This window comes from Neptuniibacter sp. CAU 1671 (assembly GCF_029222905.1).
GTDB lineage: Bacteria > Pseudomonadota > Gammaproteobacteria > Pseudomonadales > Balneatricaceae > Neptuniibacter.
On sequence record NZ_JARHUE010000002.1, the window covers coordinates 77730 to 94929 of the forward strand.

At 54.8% G+C, this 17200-nt stretch carries 20 protein-coding genes; 17 read left to right on the forward strand and 3 right to left on the reverse strand.

Annotated features, from left to right (window positions below; genetic code table 11):
- The first annotated feature begins 20 nt into the window (after positions 1-20).
- Genes P2G53_RS04310 through P2G53_RS04340 form a run of 7 tightly spaced genes read left to right on the forward strand, consistent with a single transcriptional unit; the run spans position 21 to position 7392 of the window.
- Positions 21-1391, forward strand: coding sequence for a V-type ATP synthase subunit B (locus P2G53_RS04310; protein ID WP_275814327.1), 1371 nt, complete (start codon positions 21-23; stop codon positions 1389-1391).
- Complete coding sequence (locus P2G53_RS04315; protein WP_275814330.1) at positions 1384-1983, forward strand: V-type ATP synthase subunit D; 600 nt, start codon at positions 1384-1386, stop codon at positions 1981-1983. The genes P2G53_RS04310 and P2G53_RS04315 overlap by 8 nt, the downstream gene beginning before the upstream one ends.
- On the forward strand, positions 1980-3758 hold the full coding sequence (locus tag P2G53_RS04320; RefSeq protein WP_275814333.1) for a V-type ATP synthase subunit I: 1779 nt from the start codon (positions 1980-1982) through the stop codon (positions 3756-3758). Before P2G53_RS04315 ends, P2G53_RS04320 begins: the two co-directional genes overlap by 4 nt.
- Positions 3746-4192, forward strand: a complete 447-nt coding sequence (locus P2G53_RS04325; protein WP_275814336.1) for an ATP synthase subunit C — start codon at positions 3746-3748, stop codon at positions 4190-4192. Before P2G53_RS04320 ends, P2G53_RS04325 begins: the two co-directional genes overlap by 13 nt.
- A complete protein-coding gene (locus tag P2G53_RS04330; RefSeq protein ID WP_275814339.1) occupies positions 4189-4872 on the forward strand; it encodes an ATPase in 684 nt (227 codons plus the stop codon). Before P2G53_RS04325 ends, P2G53_RS04330 begins: the two co-directional genes overlap by 4 nt.
- Complete coding sequence (locus P2G53_RS04335) at positions 4872-5567, forward strand: hypothetical protein (protein ID WP_275814342.1); 696 nt, start codon at positions 4872-4874, stop codon at positions 5565-5567. The genes P2G53_RS04330 and P2G53_RS04335 overlap by 1 nt, the downstream gene beginning before the upstream one ends.
- Entirely contained in the window at positions 5560-7392 is a 1833-nt protein-coding gene (locus tag P2G53_RS04340) for a V-type ATP synthase subunit A (protein ID WP_275814345.1), read from the forward strand. Before P2G53_RS04335 ends, P2G53_RS04340 begins: the two co-directional genes overlap by 8 nt.
- Here P2G53_RS04340 and P2G53_RS04345 read toward each other — a convergent pair.
- Positions 7389-7937, reverse strand: a complete 549-nt coding sequence (locus P2G53_RS04345) for an NUDIX hydrolase (RefSeq protein ID WP_275814348.1) — start codon at positions 7935-7937, stop codon at positions 7389-7391. The two genes, P2G53_RS04340 and P2G53_RS04345, sit on opposite strands and share 4 nt — an antisense overlap.
- A gap of 131 nt (positions 7938-8068) precedes the next feature.
- Between P2G53_RS04345 and P2G53_RS04350 the strand changes: the two genes are divergently transcribed.
- From P2G53_RS04350 to P2G53_RS04365, 4 genes are read left to right on the forward strand one after another with little or no spacing between them, the layout of a single operon-like run.
- The gene (locus P2G53_RS04350) at positions 8069-8668 is read left to right on the forward strand and encodes a CoA pyrophosphatase (RefSeq protein WP_275814351.1); all 600 of its coding nucleotides are present in this window, start codon (positions 8069-8071) and stop codon (positions 8666-8668) included.
- Complete coding sequence (locus P2G53_RS04355) at positions 8668-9198, forward strand: gamma carbonic anhydrase family protein (protein WP_275814354.1); 531 nt, start codon at positions 8668-8670, stop codon at positions 9196-9198. Before P2G53_RS04350 ends, P2G53_RS04355 begins: the two co-directional genes overlap by 1 nt.
- On the forward strand, positions 9195-9389 hold the full coding sequence (locus P2G53_RS04360; RefSeq protein WP_275814357.1) for a DUF1289 domain-containing protein: 195 nt from the start codon (positions 9195-9197) through the stop codon (positions 9387-9389). Before P2G53_RS04355 ends, P2G53_RS04360 begins: the two co-directional genes overlap by 4 nt.
- A gap of 5 nt (positions 9390-9394) precedes the next feature.
- Positions 9395-9712 carry an MTH1187 family thiamine-binding protein gene (locus P2G53_RS04365; RefSeq protein WP_275815240.1) on the forward strand — a complete coding sequence of 106 codons (318 nt, stop codon included), beginning with the start codon at positions 9395-9397 and terminating at the stop codon, positions 9710-9712.
- Here the strand turns inward: P2G53_RS04365 and P2G53_RS04370 are convergent, their stop codons facing one another.
- The gene (locus tag P2G53_RS04370) at positions 9713-10984 is read right to left on the reverse strand and encodes an HlyC/CorC family transporter (RefSeq protein WP_275814360.1); all 1272 of its coding nucleotides are present in this window, start codon (positions 10982-10984) and stop codon (positions 9713-9715) included.
- 84 nt (positions 10985-11068) lie between these two features.
- Entirely contained in the window at positions 11069-11863 is a 795-nt protein-coding gene (gene ccsA, locus P2G53_RS04375; protein WP_275814364.1) for a cytochrome c biogenesis protein CcsA, read from the reverse strand.
- Between the two features lie 230 nt (positions 11864-12093).
- Between ccsA and ffh the strand changes: the two genes are divergently transcribed.
- The 6 genes from ffh to P2G53_RS04405 all read left to right on the forward strand — a co-directional run bounded on the left by ffh (position 12094) and on the right by P2G53_RS04405 (position 17198).
- Positions 12094-13497: a signal recognition particle protein gene (ffh, locus tag P2G53_RS04380; RefSeq protein WP_275814367.1), complete on the forward strand. Its 1404-nt coding sequence runs from the start codon at positions 12094-12096 to the stop codon at positions 13495-13497.
- Positions 13498-13657: 160 nt separating this feature from the next.
- Complete coding sequence (rpsP, locus tag P2G53_RS04385) at positions 13658-13909, forward strand: 30S ribosomal protein S16 (protein ID WP_275814370.1); 252 nt, start codon at positions 13658-13660, stop codon at positions 13907-13909.
- A 26-nt stretch (positions 13910-13935) separates the two neighbouring features.
- Positions 13936-14469 carry a ribosome maturation factor RimM gene (gene rimM / locus P2G53_RS04390; protein ID WP_275814373.1) on the forward strand — a complete coding sequence of 178 codons (534 nt, stop codon included), beginning with the start codon at positions 13936-13938 and terminating at the stop codon, positions 14467-14469.
- Positions 14470-14472: 3 nt separating this feature from the next.
- Positions 14473-15222 carry a tRNA (guanosine(37)-N1)-methyltransferase TrmD gene (trmD, locus tag P2G53_RS04395; protein ID WP_275814376.1) on the forward strand — a complete coding sequence of 250 codons (750 nt, stop codon included), beginning with the start codon at positions 14473-14475 and terminating at the stop codon, positions 15220-15222.
- A gap of 18 nt (positions 15223-15240) precedes the next feature.
- The gene (gene rplS, locus P2G53_RS04400) at positions 15241-15597 is read left to right on the forward strand and encodes a 50S ribosomal protein L19 (RefSeq protein ID WP_275814379.1); all 357 of its coding nucleotides are present in this window, start codon (positions 15241-15243) and stop codon (positions 15595-15597) included.
- A gap of 188 nt (positions 15598-15785) precedes the next feature.
- Positions 15786-17198 carry a hypothetical protein gene (locus P2G53_RS04405; protein WP_275814383.1) on the forward strand — a complete coding sequence of 471 codons (1413 nt, stop codon included), beginning with the start codon at positions 15786-15788 and terminating at the stop codon, positions 17196-17198.
- Positions 17199-17200 lie beyond the last annotated feature (2 nt).

Below are 17200 nucleotides of genomic sequence, written 5' to 3' on the forward strand. Positions count from 1 at the left end.
ATCAGTAAAAGGACGTTGATGTGACCCAGTCTCTGGTGCGTTATTCCAGAATTCTTGCGATTGTTGGCGATATCGTGACCGTGCATGTGCCGCTGCCGGAATCGGGCGTTTCGCCCATCAGTTTTGGCGATCTGGCGATGATCGAGAGTCGCGAGGGTGACGAGCTGCCACGTATGGCACAGGTGGTCCTGCTGGATCGTGACCGGGTGTCATTGCAGGTGTTTTCCGGCACCAAGGGTTTGTCCACTCATTCGGCGGTGCGTTTTCTTGGTTACCCGATGCAGGTGACCTTTTCACTGAATATTCTGGGCCGTGCTTTTTCCGGTACTGGACAACCGATTGACCGGGGTCCGGCACTGTCCGATGAGCCTCGGGTGGAAATTGATGGCCCGACCGTGAATCCGGTCAGAAGGGTGCTGGCTTCCCATATGATCCGCACAGATGTGCCGATGGTGGATGTGTTCAACTGTCTGGTGGAAAGCCAGAAGATCCCGATCTTTTCTGTGGCCGGTGAGCCTTATAACGAATTGCTGGCCAAGATAGGTACCCACGCCGACGCTGATGTGGTGGTGTTTGGAGGCATCGGACTGACCTTTGATGATTACCATTTTTTCCGCCAGACCTTTGAGCAGGCGGGGGTACTGGCCCGCACCGTGATGTATGTGCATCAGGGCTCTGATCCGACGGTGGAAGCCCTGCTGATTCCGGATATGGCGCTGGCGGTGGCGGAGCATTTTGCGGTTGAAGAGGGGCAGCGGGTGCTGGTGCTGCTGACCGATATGACCGCTTATGCCGATGCGCTTAAAGAGGTCGGTATCGCCATGGAACATGTGCCGTCAAATCGTGGCTACATTGGTGATCTTTATTCCCAGCTGGCGCGGCGCTACGAAAAAGCCTGCGATTACAAAGGCGCGGGTTCTGTCACCATTCTCTCTGTCACCACCATGCCCGGCGATGATGTGACTCATCCGGTGCCGGATAACACCGGTTATATCACCGAAGGTCAGTTTTATCTGCATGATGGGGTGATCGACCCGTTCGGCTCACTTTCGCGTCTGAAGCAACATGTGATCGGCAAGGTGACCCGGGAAGATCACAGCCAGATTATGAACACCATGGTGCGGTTCTATGCCGAGTCGGTGGATGCCCGCCAGAAACAGGCGATGTCGTTTGAACTCAGCGAATATGATTTGAGGCTGCTGCAGTTCGGCGATCTGTTCCGGGAGCGGTTTATGGATATCCGGGTCAGCATGCCGCTGGAGCAGGCGCTGGATCTCTGCTGGCAAACGCTGGCGGAGTGTTTTGCTCCGGCAGAGCTGCTGATGAAACAGAGTCTGGTGGATAAATACTATCCGGCTCGGTCACAGGGTGTTGAGGCGCACTATGGCTAAACTGGCACTGAACAAAAGTGCCCTCAACCGGGAGGGCAAACGGCTGCAGACGTTTCATCAGTTCCTTCCGGCGCTGGACCTTAAGCGCAAACAGTTACTGGCGGCCCGGGTTGAAGCGCGGCACAGGCTGGATCAGCATAAAACCGCGTTGCAAGCGCTGCATGCTCGGGTTGGTCAGGAGCTGGCTATGCTGGCTGAGAGTGATCTGCCACTGGAATCACTGTTAAGCGTTAAAAGCCTCAGCGTAACTGAACGCAATCTGGTGGGGGTCGTGTTACCCGAGTTACAGCAACTGGAACTGGAAAACGCCGCCTATTCACATCTGTTACTGCCGCATTGGGTCGATCCGCTCCTGAATCTTCAGGCTGAGGCGTTGCGACTTGAGGTTGAGATCCAGCTGGGTACGCTCTGTCTGCAACGTCTGGAAGACGCCCTGCAGAAAACCACTCAACGGCTGAACCTGTTCGATAAGGTTCTGATTCCCAAAACAGAAAAAAATATCCGCCGCATCCGTATTGCCCTGTCTGATGCTGAACGTGCCGGGGTGGTGCGGGCCAAGATCGCTAAAAACAAACACCGGAGTCTGGCATGAGTATCGCCCGTCTGGTGAAAGCGACCCTGATCGGTTTAAGCACAGAGAAAGAGTCTTTACTCGATCAGCTACAGACACTGGGCCTGTTGCACATTGTTCCGCTGCGGGAGAAAACCGAAGCGGCACCGCAAAATACCTCAGAGGTCAGCCCTGAGTTGCTGCATACCGTGTTGCGTTATCTGCTGGATTGTCCTGACAAGCGCCGTCAGGTCACCAGCGCCAGACATTTTGATCTGCCGGGGGTGACTCATCAGGCCGATACCAATCGACAGCAACGGTTGGCGTTGCTGGAGCAACGCGATTTTCTGCAAAACCGGATCAATGGACTGCAACCCTGGGGTGATTTCAGACTGCCGGAGAGTGGCGAGCTGTATGCCCAGAAACTCTGGTTCTATCTGGTGCCCAACTACCGTATGGCTGAGGTAGAGCGTTCAGAACTGATCTGGCAGCAGGTCCACAGGGATAACCGGCACAGCTATATAGCCGTGATTGCCGAACAGGAACCTGCCCCGGAGTTGATGCCGGTGGCGCGTACCCATACCGGTGCGATTCCACTCAGTCTGTTACAGAAACAGCTGGAGGATGTTGAGGTTGCTCTGGAGGCTGTTGAGGCAGAAAGACAGGGACTGACCCGCTGGCTATTTTTACTGCAGTGTTCAGTGGCCGGAACAGCGGACGCGGCACAGCGTGCGGATGTGGCATCCGCCAGTTTGGATGCGGGTGAGATCTTTGCGCTGCAGGGCTGGCTGCCGGAGAGTGCTTTGCCACAACTGGAAGCGTTTACGGCAGAGAAGGGCATGGTGCTGCAGTGGTCTGAGCCTGAGCCTGCAGAACAGCCTCCGACCCTGTTGCAGAACGATCCGGCCAGTGCCGCCGGAGAGGAGATTGTGCATTTCTTTCAGGAGCCGGGCTATCGCAGCTGGGACCCCTCCCGTACCGTTTTTTTGTCCTTTGTCACCTTTTTTGCGCTGATCATGTCGGACGCGGGTTATGCCCTGTTGCTGGGCTGCGGATTTCTGCTGTTCTGGAAGCGATTTGAAAGCAGTCAGCGCGGACGGCGTATTCGCACCCTGGGGCTTGCTCTCTCTGGGGCGAGCCTGATCTGGGGGGTGCTGGTGGGCAGTTATTTTGGTGCGCCGCCCCCCGACTGGCTGGCGGACTGGAAACAGTTTGATCTGTATGACTTTGACAGCATGATGCGCCTCTCTATCTGTCTGGGGGTTCTGCATCTGGTGCTGGCGAATCTGATGCTGGCCTGGGTGCGTCGTAAACAACGGCAGGCGCTGGCGTCTGTGGGCTGGGCGCTGATGTTAAGCAGTGCATTGGCAGGCTGGTTATTTGGCTTCAATCTATTGCTCCAGAGCCTGTTTGCACTGGGTGTGTTACTGGTATTCGGATGTTCCGGCACCCGGACGGGTTACGGGTGGCGCCGCTGGCTCGATGGATTACTGGCACTGACCAATATCAGCAAGCTGTTTGGTGATGTGTTGAGTTACCTGCGCCTGTTTGCCCTGGGGCTGGCCAGTGCATCGCTGGCCATCACCTTTAATCAGTTGGCACAGGATGTGGCGCTGGCCCTGCCGGTCATCGGGTTGTTTTTTAAAGTACTGATTCTGCTGCTGGGTCATATGCTGAATTTTCTGCTGACAGTGATCAGTGGTGTGGTGCACGGTCTGCGTCTGAATCTGATCGAGTTTTATAACTGGAGTCTGGCGGATGAAGGCTACATCTTTCAGCCATTTGCAAAACAGGAGGTTTCACCTTGGATAACCTGATATTGGCACTGGGCTGGGCGGGTCTGTACGGGCCCATGGCATTGGGCGCCATCGGCAGCATGATCGGCTGTGCGCTGGCGGGTCAGGCCGCCTGCGGCGCACTATTGGAGACTGAAACCGGTCATGGCCGTTATATCGGTATTGCGGCCATGCCTTCCTCGCAGTCGATCTACGGCATCGTGGTGATGTTTGCCCTCAACCGTGAATTGACCATTGGCAATGCGCCGGGTCTGGCGGCGATTGGCCTGCTGTGTGGTCTGGCACTGCTGTTCAGTGCGGTGTATCAGGGGCGCTGCTGTGCTTCTGCCATTCATGTCTCCAAAATTCGACCTGAGATTTTCGGCATGTCGCTGGCCCCGGCGGCGATTGTGGAAGGGTTTGCGGTGTTCGCCTTTATTTTTGCGCTGGTGCTGAGTGAAGGTGTGCCGGCATGAAGAGTAAACAGGCTGAACATGCGGCCTCTGGCGTTGAGGCGCTGATTGAAAAACTGCGTGATCAGGGGGTACGGCAGGGACAGGATGAAGCGTCCCGGCTGGTGGAAGAGGCTGAACGCCGTGCAGACTGGTTATTAACTCAGGCCAGACAGCAGGCGGATCAACTGGTAGAACATGCGCGCAAAGAAGCTGAGGCACTGCGCACTGCCGGTGAGGAAGCCCTCAAAGTGGCTGCCCGTGATCTGCAGCTTGAAGTTAAGGAACAACTCACCCGCAGCTTTACCGATCAGGTGGAGCGACTGGTGGCACAGCAGATGGACAATGAGGATTTTATCCGCACCCTGATTCTGGCGCTGGCCGGTCGGGTATCGGATGACACCGGGCTGGCCGGGGCTAAATCGATTCAGCTTTTACTGCCAGCAGACAGCATCGGGCTTGAGGAGTTGCGCCGCAACCCGCAGGAGTACCGCGAGGGCCAACTGAGCCGCTTTGTGCAGTCACTCGCGGCTGAACAACTGCGTGCCGGTGTCAGCCTTGATCTCCACTGTGGCAACGGTATTCGGATCCGGCTGCTGGATCAGGATATTGAGGTGGACCTGAGCCCCGCAGCTGTCAGTGAACTGTTGCTGAAACACCTGCAGCCGCGGTTTCGCGCCATGCTGGAAGGGGTGATCCGCTAGTGGCGCAGTACCTGACCCTGATGACGGCGCTGCCCAGCCTGCCGTCTCTGGAAAAAGCAACCCAGTTGCCGCTGTCGCGAATCGCACTGGAGCGCCGGTTGAGTATGCTCAGTCCGGATGATAGCCAGCAACTGGCACTGATCGAACAACTGTACTTTCCGCCGCTGAATCGGGGCTGGGATCAGTCTGATCAGGCCTGGGTACGGCAGTGGCAGGAAGCAATGGATGCAGTGCAATCTCCGGTTCTGCTGGAGCGTCTGCGCTACCATTTTGAGCTGCGGACACTGCTTGCTGCACTGCGGCTCAGGTCGGCCAGTCAGGGACGGATCAGCTCATTTGCGGGGTTGGGTCGCTGGCGGGGCCAGATTCAGCGCCACTGGTTTGAGCCACGGTTTGGACTGGACACTCTTTGGCCAGACGCAGTGCGCCTCTGTCAGGCGTTTGAACAGCAGCAGTCCGGGTTGCTGGAGCAGATGTTGAATCAACTGCTGTGGCGCGACCTCTGGCGGTGCGAGCAGCAACATCATTTCATGTTTGAGGCCGTGGTCTGTTTTGTTTTGCGCTGGGGGTTGGTTGAGCGACAGATAAAAAACCGCGCGGCACCGGCGTTGACACGTTTTCAGGCCCAGACAGAACAACTGATGCGCTCCGCTGATTCGTTGTCAGCGTGGCTGAAGGAAGCGGAACATGTTTGAACAGATTACCGCCCGTGTGATGGCGGTCCGGGATGATATTGTAACGGTACAGCTATTACCGGATGCTGAAGGGCAGCTCTATCCGATCCGGAAAAATGAAGTGGTCTATATCTGTCCGGCCCGGCAGGGTGTAGATGAACGTCCCCGTTACCTGCAGGCCGAAGTACTGCGGGTGCGTCAGGGTGAGGCAGATGTGCAGGTGTTCGAGAATACCCGCGGTGTGGCGATTGGTGATGCAGTCCGCCAGAGCGGTGCCATGCTGTCAGTCACCCTGGGCCCGGGGTTGCTGGGTCAGGTTTATGACGGGTTGCAGAATCCATTGGAAAAAATTGCGTCGCAAGAGGGGTTTTTCCTGCCCCGGGGGATTCAGGTCCCCGGTCTGGATACGCAACAGCACTGGGCATTTCAGCCGCGGGTGAAGGTCGGAGCTGAAGTGGCAGCGGGCGACTGTTTGGGCGATGTGCAGGAGGGGCGTTTCCGGCATCAGATCATGGTGCCGTTTGACCTGCTGGGCGGTGCCCGTGTCAGCTGGATTCAGGAGGGCAGCTTCACCGTAACAACCCCGGTGGTCAGGTTGCAGACCCGCGCCGGAAAAGAACTGGAAGTCACCATGCAGCAGGACTGGCCGGTGCGAATTCCACTAAGCAGTCCGCTGTTGCGCAGTGGCAGCAGCGAACGCCTCTATCCGCAGCAACCCCTGCTGACCAGTATCCGGCTGATTGATACCTTTTTTCCGGTGGCCCGGGGTGGCAGCGCCTGTATTCCCGGTCCGTTCGGGGCGGGTAAAACGGTGCTGCAGAATCTGATCTCACGTTATTCCGATGTCGACATTGTGGTGATTGTGGCCTGTGGTGAGCGCGCCGGTGAGGTGGTGGAGACCATCACGGAGTTCCCTAATCTGCCGGATCCGAAAGGTGGCTCGCTGATGGATCGCACGGTGATCATCTGTAACACCTCCTCCATGCCGGTGGCAGCCCGGGAAGCTTCAATCTATACCGGCATTACCATCAGTGAGTATTACCGACAGATGGGTTACAACGTGTTGCTGATTGCCGACTCAACCTCGCGCTGGGCACAGGCGATGCGCGAAACCTCCGGGCGCCTGGAAGAGATTCCCGGCGAGGAAGCGTTCCCGGCCTATCTGGATTCAGCGATCCGTGCTCTCTATGAGCGGGCGGGTGTGATTCAGAATAACGCCGGACACAAAGGCAGTCTGACCCTGATTGGTACGGTGTCGCCAGCGGGGGGAAATTTCGAAGAGCCCGTCACTCAATCGACTCTGCGTACCGTGAAAACCTTCCTGGGTCTGAGTGCAGAACGGGCTTATAAACGCGCCTATCCTTCAGTAGACCCACTGATCAGCTGGTCTCGTTATCTGGATCAGATGTCAGACTGGTATGCCAAACATATGGGGACTGAGTGGATTAGCCAGGTGAAAAGAATGCAGCAGTTGCTGGTGGCGGGTGAATCCGTGCAGCAGATGATGCAGGTTACCGGCGAAGAGGGCGTTACGCTGGATGATTACATTACCTATCATCGGGCGCTCTGCCTTGATCAGGTCTATCTGCAGCAGGATGCGTTTGATCCGGTGGATGTTTCCACCCCACTCAACCGGCAGAAGACAGTTTTCACTCTGCTGCAACGTTGCCTGCAGGGTGAGCAGCATTTTTCCGACAAAGATCAGGTGCGGCAGTATTATCTTAAACTGACGGGGTTACTGAAAAATCTGAATTACAGTCGTGAAGACAGTCCTGACTTTAATAAATACCTGCAACAGATTGAGACGCTGCTGCAATCAGAGCCGGTAACCCCAGTCTCAGCTTAGGGACGGGTGTACTGGGTGCCGTGTAATTCGAACTGGTGCAGTGGGAACACCCCCTGTTTTCGATCCTCAAAGTAGTGGGTCAGGGCGTTTTTAATGGTGTGGAATGCCAGATCGTCCCAAGGGATCTCATTCTCTGAGAACAGGGCAACCTCAAGGGATTCTGAGCTGATGCTGTACTCGGGTTTGTCCATCTGCGCCAGGTAGATCAGTTGCACCTGATTGACATGCACAATAGAAGTCAGGGTGAAAAGACTCAAAATGCGCACCTCTGCATTGGCCTCTTCACGGGTTTCACGCAGGGCTGCCTGTTCAGTGGATTCATTGTTTTCCATAAATCCCGCAGGTAACGTCCAGAATCCCAGCCGTGGCTCTATGGCTCGACGACACAGAAGCACCTTGTCCTCATACACGGGCAGGCAGCCAGCAATGATTTTGGGGTTCTGGTAGTGGATCGTGTCGCACTGACGGCAGATATGGCGCGGCAGGTTATCGCCTTCCGGGATGGCAATGTGCAGTTCTGCGGCGCAATTTGAACAGTATTTCATGGTACTTCCTTATTCTGGACAGCTCATTCTAGGCAGCTGTTGCTGAACACTCAACCGCGAATTTGCGCGCGCATTTCAACCTTGCAGTGGCAGGCAGTAGAATAGGGGATCTATTTACGTTTGGGGGTTGCATGCTGCAACAGATTCGACAACGCCTGGCTCAACATCAGCCGCGCCAGATTTTTGTTCAGCGTGCGCAGGCTGGTGTGCTGGTGGCGCTGAGCGAGGGCCCCTCAGGTCCGGAGGTGATTCTCACCAAACGGGCCTCTCGCTTGTCGACCCACAGTGGAGAGATTGCCTTTCCCGGCGGCAAGCGCGATCCGGAAGATAAGGATCTGCTGCATACCGCGTTGCGCGAGGCGCAGGAAGAGGTTGGTATTCGCCCGGAGCAGGTGGATGTGATCGGTCCGCTGGGTCAGGTGATGTCAAAGCATGCCCTGCAGGTAACGCCCTGGGTGGGCATTGTGCCTCATGATGTTGAGCTGATTCCAAGTCCGGATGAGATTGAGGCGGTGTTTCGGGTGCCGTTGCGCTTTTTTATGGCGGATCAGCGGCATCATACCGATGCCATCGATTTTCGCGGCAAGATGCTGTATGTGCCAGCCTGGGAGTTTGACGGGCATATCATCTGGGGACTGACCGCCTATATCCTGGTCGAGCTGCTGAATATTGGCTGTGATGCGGGTATTCTGATGCGACCCCGGCCGGAACATAACGTGAGGTATCGCTGATGTTGTATGCACTTGAAAACCAGCGCGTCAGACTGGTGGGTGATGAACATTTTGTCGCTGATAATGCCACCGTGATTGGCAACGTGACTCTGCATAACTGCAGCAGTGTCTGGTTTAACGTGGTGATCCGCGGTGACAATGATCCGATTATCATCGGTGAGGGCAGCAATATTCAGGACGGTGCTGTGCTGCACACGGATCCCGGATTTGCCTTGCAGATTGGTCGTAATGTGACCGTGGGGCATCAGGCGATGCTGCATGGTTGTGACATTGGTGACGGATCGCTGATCGGTATTGGTGCCGTGGTGCTGAACGGCGCAAAAATCGGCAAGGGCTGCCTGATCGGTGCCAAGGCGCTGGTGACCGAAGGCATGGAGATTCCCGATTATTCACTGGTGGTGGGTGCACCTGCCCGAATTAAACGTACCCTGAGTACCGAACAGGTTGAGGGGCTGCTGCAAAATGCGCAGCATTATGTGGCCAACATGCGGCGTTATAATCGCGGTTTAGAATCGCAGGAAAAGCCATGAGTACAGAACCTCAAATGCAACGTGTGTCCAACCCCTGTGTGGGTGTTTGTGCGCTGGATGAACATGATCTGTGTATCGCCTGCCGTCGCAGCGGCATTGAGATCGCCGAGTGGGGTGTTTACAGCAATGATGAAAAACGTCAGGTGCTGATGAAGATCGTCAAACGTGAAGCGGGAGATGTGAAAGCATGAAAACCCTGTCGGTGATGGTGGATATCTGTCTGGTGCCGCTTGGCGTAGGTGTGTCGCTGGGTGAGTACATTGCAGCCTGTCAGAAGGTGTTTGAAGAGGCGGGTTTGTCCTATGAACTGCACGCCTATGGCACCAATGTCGAGGGCGAGTGGGATCAGGTGATGGCGGCGGTTAAACGCTGTCATGAAGTGGTGCATGCCATGGGTGCGCCGCGGATCACAACCTCAATGCGGTTGGGTACGCGCACTGACCGTACGCAGACGATGCAGGACAAAGTCGAGAGTGTCACCCGACGGCTGGCCGTCGGGGATGAGGCAGACTGATCAGTCGTCTTCTGTTTCAGGCAGCGCCAGTATCCGTGCCGTTTTGATCAGGTTGTCACCGATCTGCAGCGTCTCAATACGGTAGTTGCTGATCTGCACGCAGACATTGGCATCCGGTAGTGATTCCAGTTTTTCGGTAATCATACCATTGATGGTTTTGGGACCGTCGGTGGGCAGGTTCCAGCCCAGATGTTTGTTTACATCACGGATGTAGGCGGTGCCATCAACAAAATAGCTGCCATCTTCCTGCAGATGTACATCATGGTTTTCATCCGGGTTGGTGTTGGACAGTTCGCCAACAATCTCTTCCAGAATATCTTCCAGGGTTACGATGCCCTGAATATCACCATATTCATCTACCACAAGACCGATACGACGGTTCTGGCGCTGGAAGTGCAGCAGCTGAGTCTGCAGCGGCGTGCTCTCCGGAATAAAATACGGTTCACGGATTACCTGCAAAATCGCGGCTTTAGTGACGGTGCCGGAGCGAAACACCTGCGCCAGATTACGCATGTGCAGAATGCCCACCACCTTGTTCAGTTCGCCCTGATACACCGGAAGACGGGTGTGTTCGGTTGTACTCAGCTTTTCGATGATTGCATCAATCTCTTCATCCAGATCGATCCCCAGCACTTCGTTACGCGGGATCATGATGTCATTGACAGTCACTTCATTCAGTTCCAGCACCCCCAACAGCATGTTCTGGTTGGTCTGGGGCAGCAGTGCGCCGGCTTCATGGACCAGTGTGCGCAGCTCTTCTGTGCTCAAATGGTGATTGTTGTCGCCGGTCATCTTGACCCCAAACAGCCGTAGAAAGCCGTTGGTGATGCCATTAATAATCCAGACCAGCGGGTAGATCAGCTTTAACAACGGGGTCAGTACATACGCAGCGGGGAAGGCGATTTTTTCTGGATTCAGTGCGGCCATGGTTTTGGGTGACACTTCAGCAAAGATCAGAATCACTACGGTCAGGGCAGCGGTGGCGATGGCGATGCCCGTATCACCCCAGAGGCGGACCGCAATCACAGTCGCAATCGCTGAGGCCAGAATGTTGACGAAGTTGTTACCGATCAGGATCACACCAATGAGTCGGTCCGGGCGGGCCAGTAGTTTGCTGGCTTTGCGCGCACCGCGGTGTTTTTTGTTGACCAGATGCTTCAGCCGATAGCGGTTGAGGGACATCATCCCTGTTTCAGAACTGGAAAAGAAAGCGGAACAGAGGATGAGAAATACGAGTACCCCGAGCAGGGTGCTTATCGATGCGTCTTCCAAGAGCAAAAGGCCTGTATTGTGGATTGGAAAGCATTGTCAGTGCCCCCGCCGCGCCTGTCAAGGCTGGGGGCTAAGACGATCGGCCTAAGCGCTGTGCAAAATGAGCTCTGTCACGAACTTGCTGCCGAAATAGCCCAGTGCCAGGAATACAAAACTGCTTAAAGTCCAGCGGATTGCGGTATGGCTGCGCCAGCCAAAACTGATCCGGCCAAACAGCAGTGTGGCATAGAGTAACCAGGCTACCAGCGACAGCACGGTTTTATGGATCAGGTGTTGCGCAAACAAGTTGTCTTCAAACAGAAAGCCGGTGACCAGCGATGCCGTCAGCAGTATCAGTCCGGCCCAGAGTAGTTCGAACAGGAATCGTTCCATGGTCTGCAGCGGAGGCAGACTCGCGACCAGGCCGCGGGTGTGATGGTGTTTCAGGGCCGCTTCCTGACGCGAGAGCAACAGCGCCTGAAGTACTGCAATGGTAAAGACGCTGTAAGCCAGAATCGAGAGCAGGATATGGGCAATCAAGCCTGCAGCATAGGGTTTGCCGGGCTGAATTTCGGTAATGACGCTGAGTAGTGCGGTAATAGTTGCCATCGGCAATACGCCGAGAAACAGGTTGTCGATTGCCTGTCTGAGGCTGCTGAGCAATACCAGGCCGGTGACCAGCCAGGCGATCAGCGAACCGGCACTGAACAGGCTCAGGTTGAGTCCGCCGGGTTGATGCAGGACTTTGTATACAGATAGCGTATGGGCAACAAAACCGGCCAGTGCCAGCCATTTGAACAGAGATGGGTTTGCCGTACGTTTGCCCAGTACCGTCTGCCACTGCAGAACGCTGGCCAGTGCGTAGAGAAAAACAGCAACTAACGTGGAAAACAGAAGCATTGGAATCCTTTAATACAGCCTGTCACCTGGAGGCCTGCAACATGATGATTATGCAGGCAGGCTTAGTGTGTCACATAACGCATATGGATTAAATAACAGGGCGCTATTCGCAGCGCAGATGAGCCTGGGGTATAATTGCCCCCTTTTTAATAGCATCACAGAAATTAAATACGGTTGCGTGCAGCGGGGCTAAACGCCTCTGAAGGGCAGCTGTATAACCGGGGTACCCCATGTTTGAAAACCTAACAGAACGGTTAACGCAAACACTGCGCAGTGTCACAGGTCAGGCCAAGCTGACGGAAGACAACATTAAAGGCACATTGCGTGAAGTGCGGATGGCCCTGCTGGAAGCGGATGTTGCGCTGCCGGTTGTAAAAGAGTTCATCAACAGCGTTAAAGAACGCGCTGTCGGGCAGGAAGTGACTAAAAGCCTGACCCCGGGCCAGGTCTTCGTCAAAATCGTCAATGAAGAGATGGTTCGCCTGATGGGCGAGGCCAACGAAAAACTCAATCTGGCAACGGTTCCGCCAGCCGTAGTGCTGATGGCGGGTCTGCAGGGTGCAGGTAAAACCACCTCGGTTGCCAAACTGGGTCGCCACCTGCGGGAGCGGGAGAAGAAAAAAGTGCTGGTTGTGTCGGCGGATATATACCGTCCGGCGGCGATCAAACAGCTGGAAACCCTGGCCGGTGAAGTTGAGGTGGATTTTTTCCCGTCCACGGCGGATCAGGATCCGGTGGATATCGCCAACGCTGCAATCGCTCATGCCCGGATTCAGCACCATGATGTGGTGCTGGTGGATACCGCTGGCCGGTTGCACGTTGATGAAGAGATGATGGGCGAAATTCGCCGTCTGCACGATGCGGTCAAACCGATTGAAACCCTGTTTGTGGTGGATGCCATGACCGGTCAGGATGCGGCCAATACCGCCCGGGCCTTCAATGATGTACTGCCACTCACCGGTGTGATTCTGACCAAAACCGACGGTGATGCCCGCGGTGGTGCGGCACTGTCTGTGCGTCAGATTACTGGCAAACCGATCAAGTTTATCGGTGTCGGTGAAAAGGTTGATGCACTGGATCCGTTCCATCCGGACCGTATCGCTTCCCGTATTCTGGGTATGGGCGATGTGCTTTCTCTGATCGAGGAAGCAGAACAGAAGATCGACAAAGAGAAAGCGGAAAAATTTGCCAAGAAGATCAAAAAAGGTAAAGGCTTTGATCTGGAAGACTTCCGCGAGCAGATCTCTCAGATGAAAAACATGGGTGGTATGGCTGGATTGCTGGATAAACTGCCGGGCATGGGTCAGCTGGCTCAGGCAGCAGAAGCCGCCAATGCCGAAAAAGGCATTGTGCAGATGGAAGCGATCATCAACTCCATGACGCCTGATGAGCGCCGTAAACCGGATATTATCTCAGGCTCGCGCAAAAAACGTATCGCGCTGGGTTCAGGAACCCAGGTGCAGGACGTCAACCGGCTGCTGAAACAGCATAAACAGATGTCTAAAATGATGAAGAAATTCAGCGGCAAGGGCATGGGTAAACTGATGCGTGGCATGAAGGGTATGTTACCGCCGGGTATGGGCGGTGGCATGGGTGGTCCCGGAGGCTTTGGTGGCGGTGGTTTCCCGCGCTAAACCAGGCGGCGGAAAAAAACAGTAAAGCACTTTATCAGGGCGGTAAATTCGCGTAGAATTGCCGCCCTGATTTTTAATGGCCCAATCTGTCTTTCAAAAGCAGAGCGGATAATCAAACTGTGGGCGATTTCAAAACCCACTCAGTAAAGGGATCTAACGCATGGTAACAATTCGTTTGTCTCGCGGCGGCGCCAAAAAGCGTCCTTTCTATCACATTTCGGTGGCTGACTCGCGTAATGCGCGTGATGGTCGCTTTATTGAGCGGATCGGCTTCTTTAATCCGACTGCACGTGGTCAGGAAGAGCGTCTGCGTATCGCTCTGGACCGTGTTGAATACTGGCAGGGTAAAGGTGCACAGCTGTCTGAGCGTGTAGCGACTCTGGTCAAGGAAGCTAAAAAAGCGTCAGCGTAATGCTGTCGTACTGATCAGGTAGCCGGATGAGCAGTAAGAACAGCGAAGAAACTGTTGTACTTGGCAGTGTTACTGCAGTCTACGGAGTAAAGGGTTGGGTGAAAATTTTCTCCCACACCGATCCGATAGAAAACATCTTTGGTTACAAGCCCTGGTTAATGGAGTTTGATGGCGTCTGGAAACCGGTAGCGGTGGAAGATGGCAAACCCCATGGCAAGGGACTGATCGCCAAACTGAAAGGCATTGATGATCGTGATCTGGCTGCCACTTATTGTGGTAAAGAGATCCGGGTTGATGCCAGCCAGTTACCCGTTCTTGAAGAGGGCGAGTATTACTGGAGTCAGTTGGAAAATTTATTGGTTTATACCGAGTCCGGTGTGTTGCTGGGCAAGGTAAGTCACCTGATGGAAACCGGCTCAAATGATGTGCTGGTGGTCAAGGGAACCGAACAGAGCATCGATCGCAAACAGCGTTTGTTGCCCTGGTTGCCAGATCAGGTGGTTAAAGAGATTGACCTGGAATCAGGTACCATGCGGGTCGATTGGGACCCGGAGTTCTGAACCGTGTGGTTCGGTGTGGTTACCCTCTTTCCGGAGATGTTTGAAGCGATAACACGCTTTGGCGTCAGCGGAAGAGCGGTAAAAAACGGTCTGATACAACTGCAGTGCTGGAGTCCACGGGACTTCACTCATGACAAGCACCGCACTGTAGATGACCGGCCTTATGGTGGTGGCCCCGGCATGTTGATGAAGGTGCAGCCACTGCGGGATGCGATCCAGGCAGCTAAAGACGCTGCTGAGGGTGAGGTCAAGGTGATTTACCTCTCTCCCCAGGGTCGTAAACTGGACCATAAGGGTGTGCAGGAGTTGGCTGAACAAAAACGGCTGATCCTGGTAGCAGGGCGCTATGAAGGTATTGATGAGCGCCTGCTGGAGACTGATATTGATGAGGAGTGGTCGCTGGGCGATTTTGTGCTCAGCGGGGGCGAACTGCCAGCCATGACCCTGATAGATGCAGTCTCCCGACTGGTTCCCGGCGTGCTCGGGCATCAGGATTCGGCTACTGAGGATTCGTTTTGTGATAGCCTGCTGGACTGTCCGCACTATACCCGCCCGGAACATCTTGACGGCATGGATGTACCTGAAGTGTTGCTGAGCGGCAACCACGAGGAGATCAGACGCTGGCGTCTGAAACAGCAACTTGGCAGAACCTGGCAACGCCGGCCTGACCTGTTGGAAAACCTCGAGCTGACCGCCGAGCAGCAGTCATTGTTAACTGATTTTATCCGGGAGACCAGAGGGTCCGACGGTTGAATAGATTAGGAGCAAGCGATGAGCGGCAAAAACCTGATTATTCAGCAGCTTGAAGCTGAACAGATGAGCAAAGAGATTCCTGACTTCGCACCGGGCGATACCGTTGTAGTTCAGGTTAAAGTAACTGAAGGTAACCGTACCCGTCTGCAGGCTTATGAAGGCGTGGTAATGGGTAAGCGTAACCGTGGTCTTAACTCCGCGTTTACCGTACGTAAAATCTCTCACGGCGTGGGTGTTGAGCGTACTTTCCAGACGTTCAGCCCAACTGTAGACAGCATCACTGTTAAGCGTCGTGGTGACGTGCGTCAGGCTAAACTGTACTACCTGCGTGAGCGCAGTGGTAAGTCTGCACGTATCAAAGAAAAGCTTAACTAAGCTGATCTTGATGCTGAAAAAACGGCCTTCGGGCCGTTTTTTTTGTTTCAGAAACGGTGGGCTGGATTTTCCTGAGCTCCGGCCGTTAAGTGTTTTGGAGCGTGCTGGTTTTTTTACCCTTACTCAATTAAGGTTTATACGGATGATTATCCCCCCCCATGGAATTGCTTAAGAGCGGAGTCTGAGTCTTGCTGGCGACTTTAAGAGTGCTGAAAACACTGATACTTCTGGTGTTGTTTGTCGGATTGCTGGCAGCGTCAGCCTATCTATACACCTGGTGGCAGGTGACCCGCAGCGCTGATGCGCTCAAAAATACAATCGCGCCCTTTCTGGATATGCACTACGACAGTGTAGAGATCGATCCTCTGAAGTCTGAAGCCGGACTGCTGAATGTGCGCCTGACCCCGGTGGGGATGCAGGATGATATTATTGTTGAGCGCATGGTTTTCAAAACGGATAACCAGTGGTCGCTCCTGATGGCGCCCACCAATCTTGATAAAGGCCAGTTGCCGGATGCATTTTCTTTTATGGTCTCCGGCATTGATTTTGATCTGCAGAGTGATTTTATGCAGATGCTCACCACGCAGAGCGCGGCGCTGCAGGCGCAGGTGGGCACCAGTTATGAAACGCTGGGCTGTGGTGACCTGAATATGATGGGGTTGGCGCAGTGGCAGCAGATGGGGTTTCGACAACTGACCTCGGATTTGCAGCTCAATTACCGTATGGACCCGTTGGTGCAGTCGGCCCGGTTTGATCTGTTTGCAGAAACAGCCGGTGTGGCGCGGGTTGAAGGATCGTTGCAGATTGGTGTTGCTGAGCTTCATCCGACCCTGACCGGACTGATGACACCTAACACTTTGCTGGAAAGTATCGAATTACGGATGCAGGATCTGGGTTATAACCTGCGGCGTAACCGCCTTTGTGCACAGCTCAATGAAGAAGAGATTACTGAATACCGCACGCGATACCGAGAACTGCTGGCTGTGCGCCTGGCACAGGACGGGTGGGCGATACCAGTGCCTCTGCTGGATGCCTATGACACGTTGAATAACCCTGGCGGTTCTATGTTGGTGCGGGTCCGTCCGCAGATGGTGATGGGACCACAGGCAGCAGCGCTGATCCAGCAACCGGGTGACCTGCTGGCGGTATTGAAACCTTACGTAGAGTTTTCGGGCAAACCGGTGTCGGTACAGGATGTGCGCTGGGATCCCACCAAAAAACAGCAGCCGGCACTGGCAGTGCCAGCTCAGCCGAAGCCCGATACTGAGACTGATACCGCTGAGCAGGCCGTTTCAGAAGAGGAAGGTGCTGATGCTGAGGTCGCTGCTGAAACTGAAAATAGCCGCCCTGCCGGGCTTGGTAAACCGCTGATTGTGCTGCCGGAACCAAAAACCCTGAAACGGGTTGCGGTCAACGAACTGAAAGGTCATGTGGGCCATCAGGCGGTCTTGCGAACCTATTTCGGGCGTCGGGTGGAAGGACGAATCATTTCGGTAACATCGGCTGAAGTGGTCATTGAACATCGCCCGCCGGATGGACGCGGCACCGCCACCTATCCGATTGCCCGTGACAAGATCCAAGTTGCCGAAGTGTTATTCTAAGC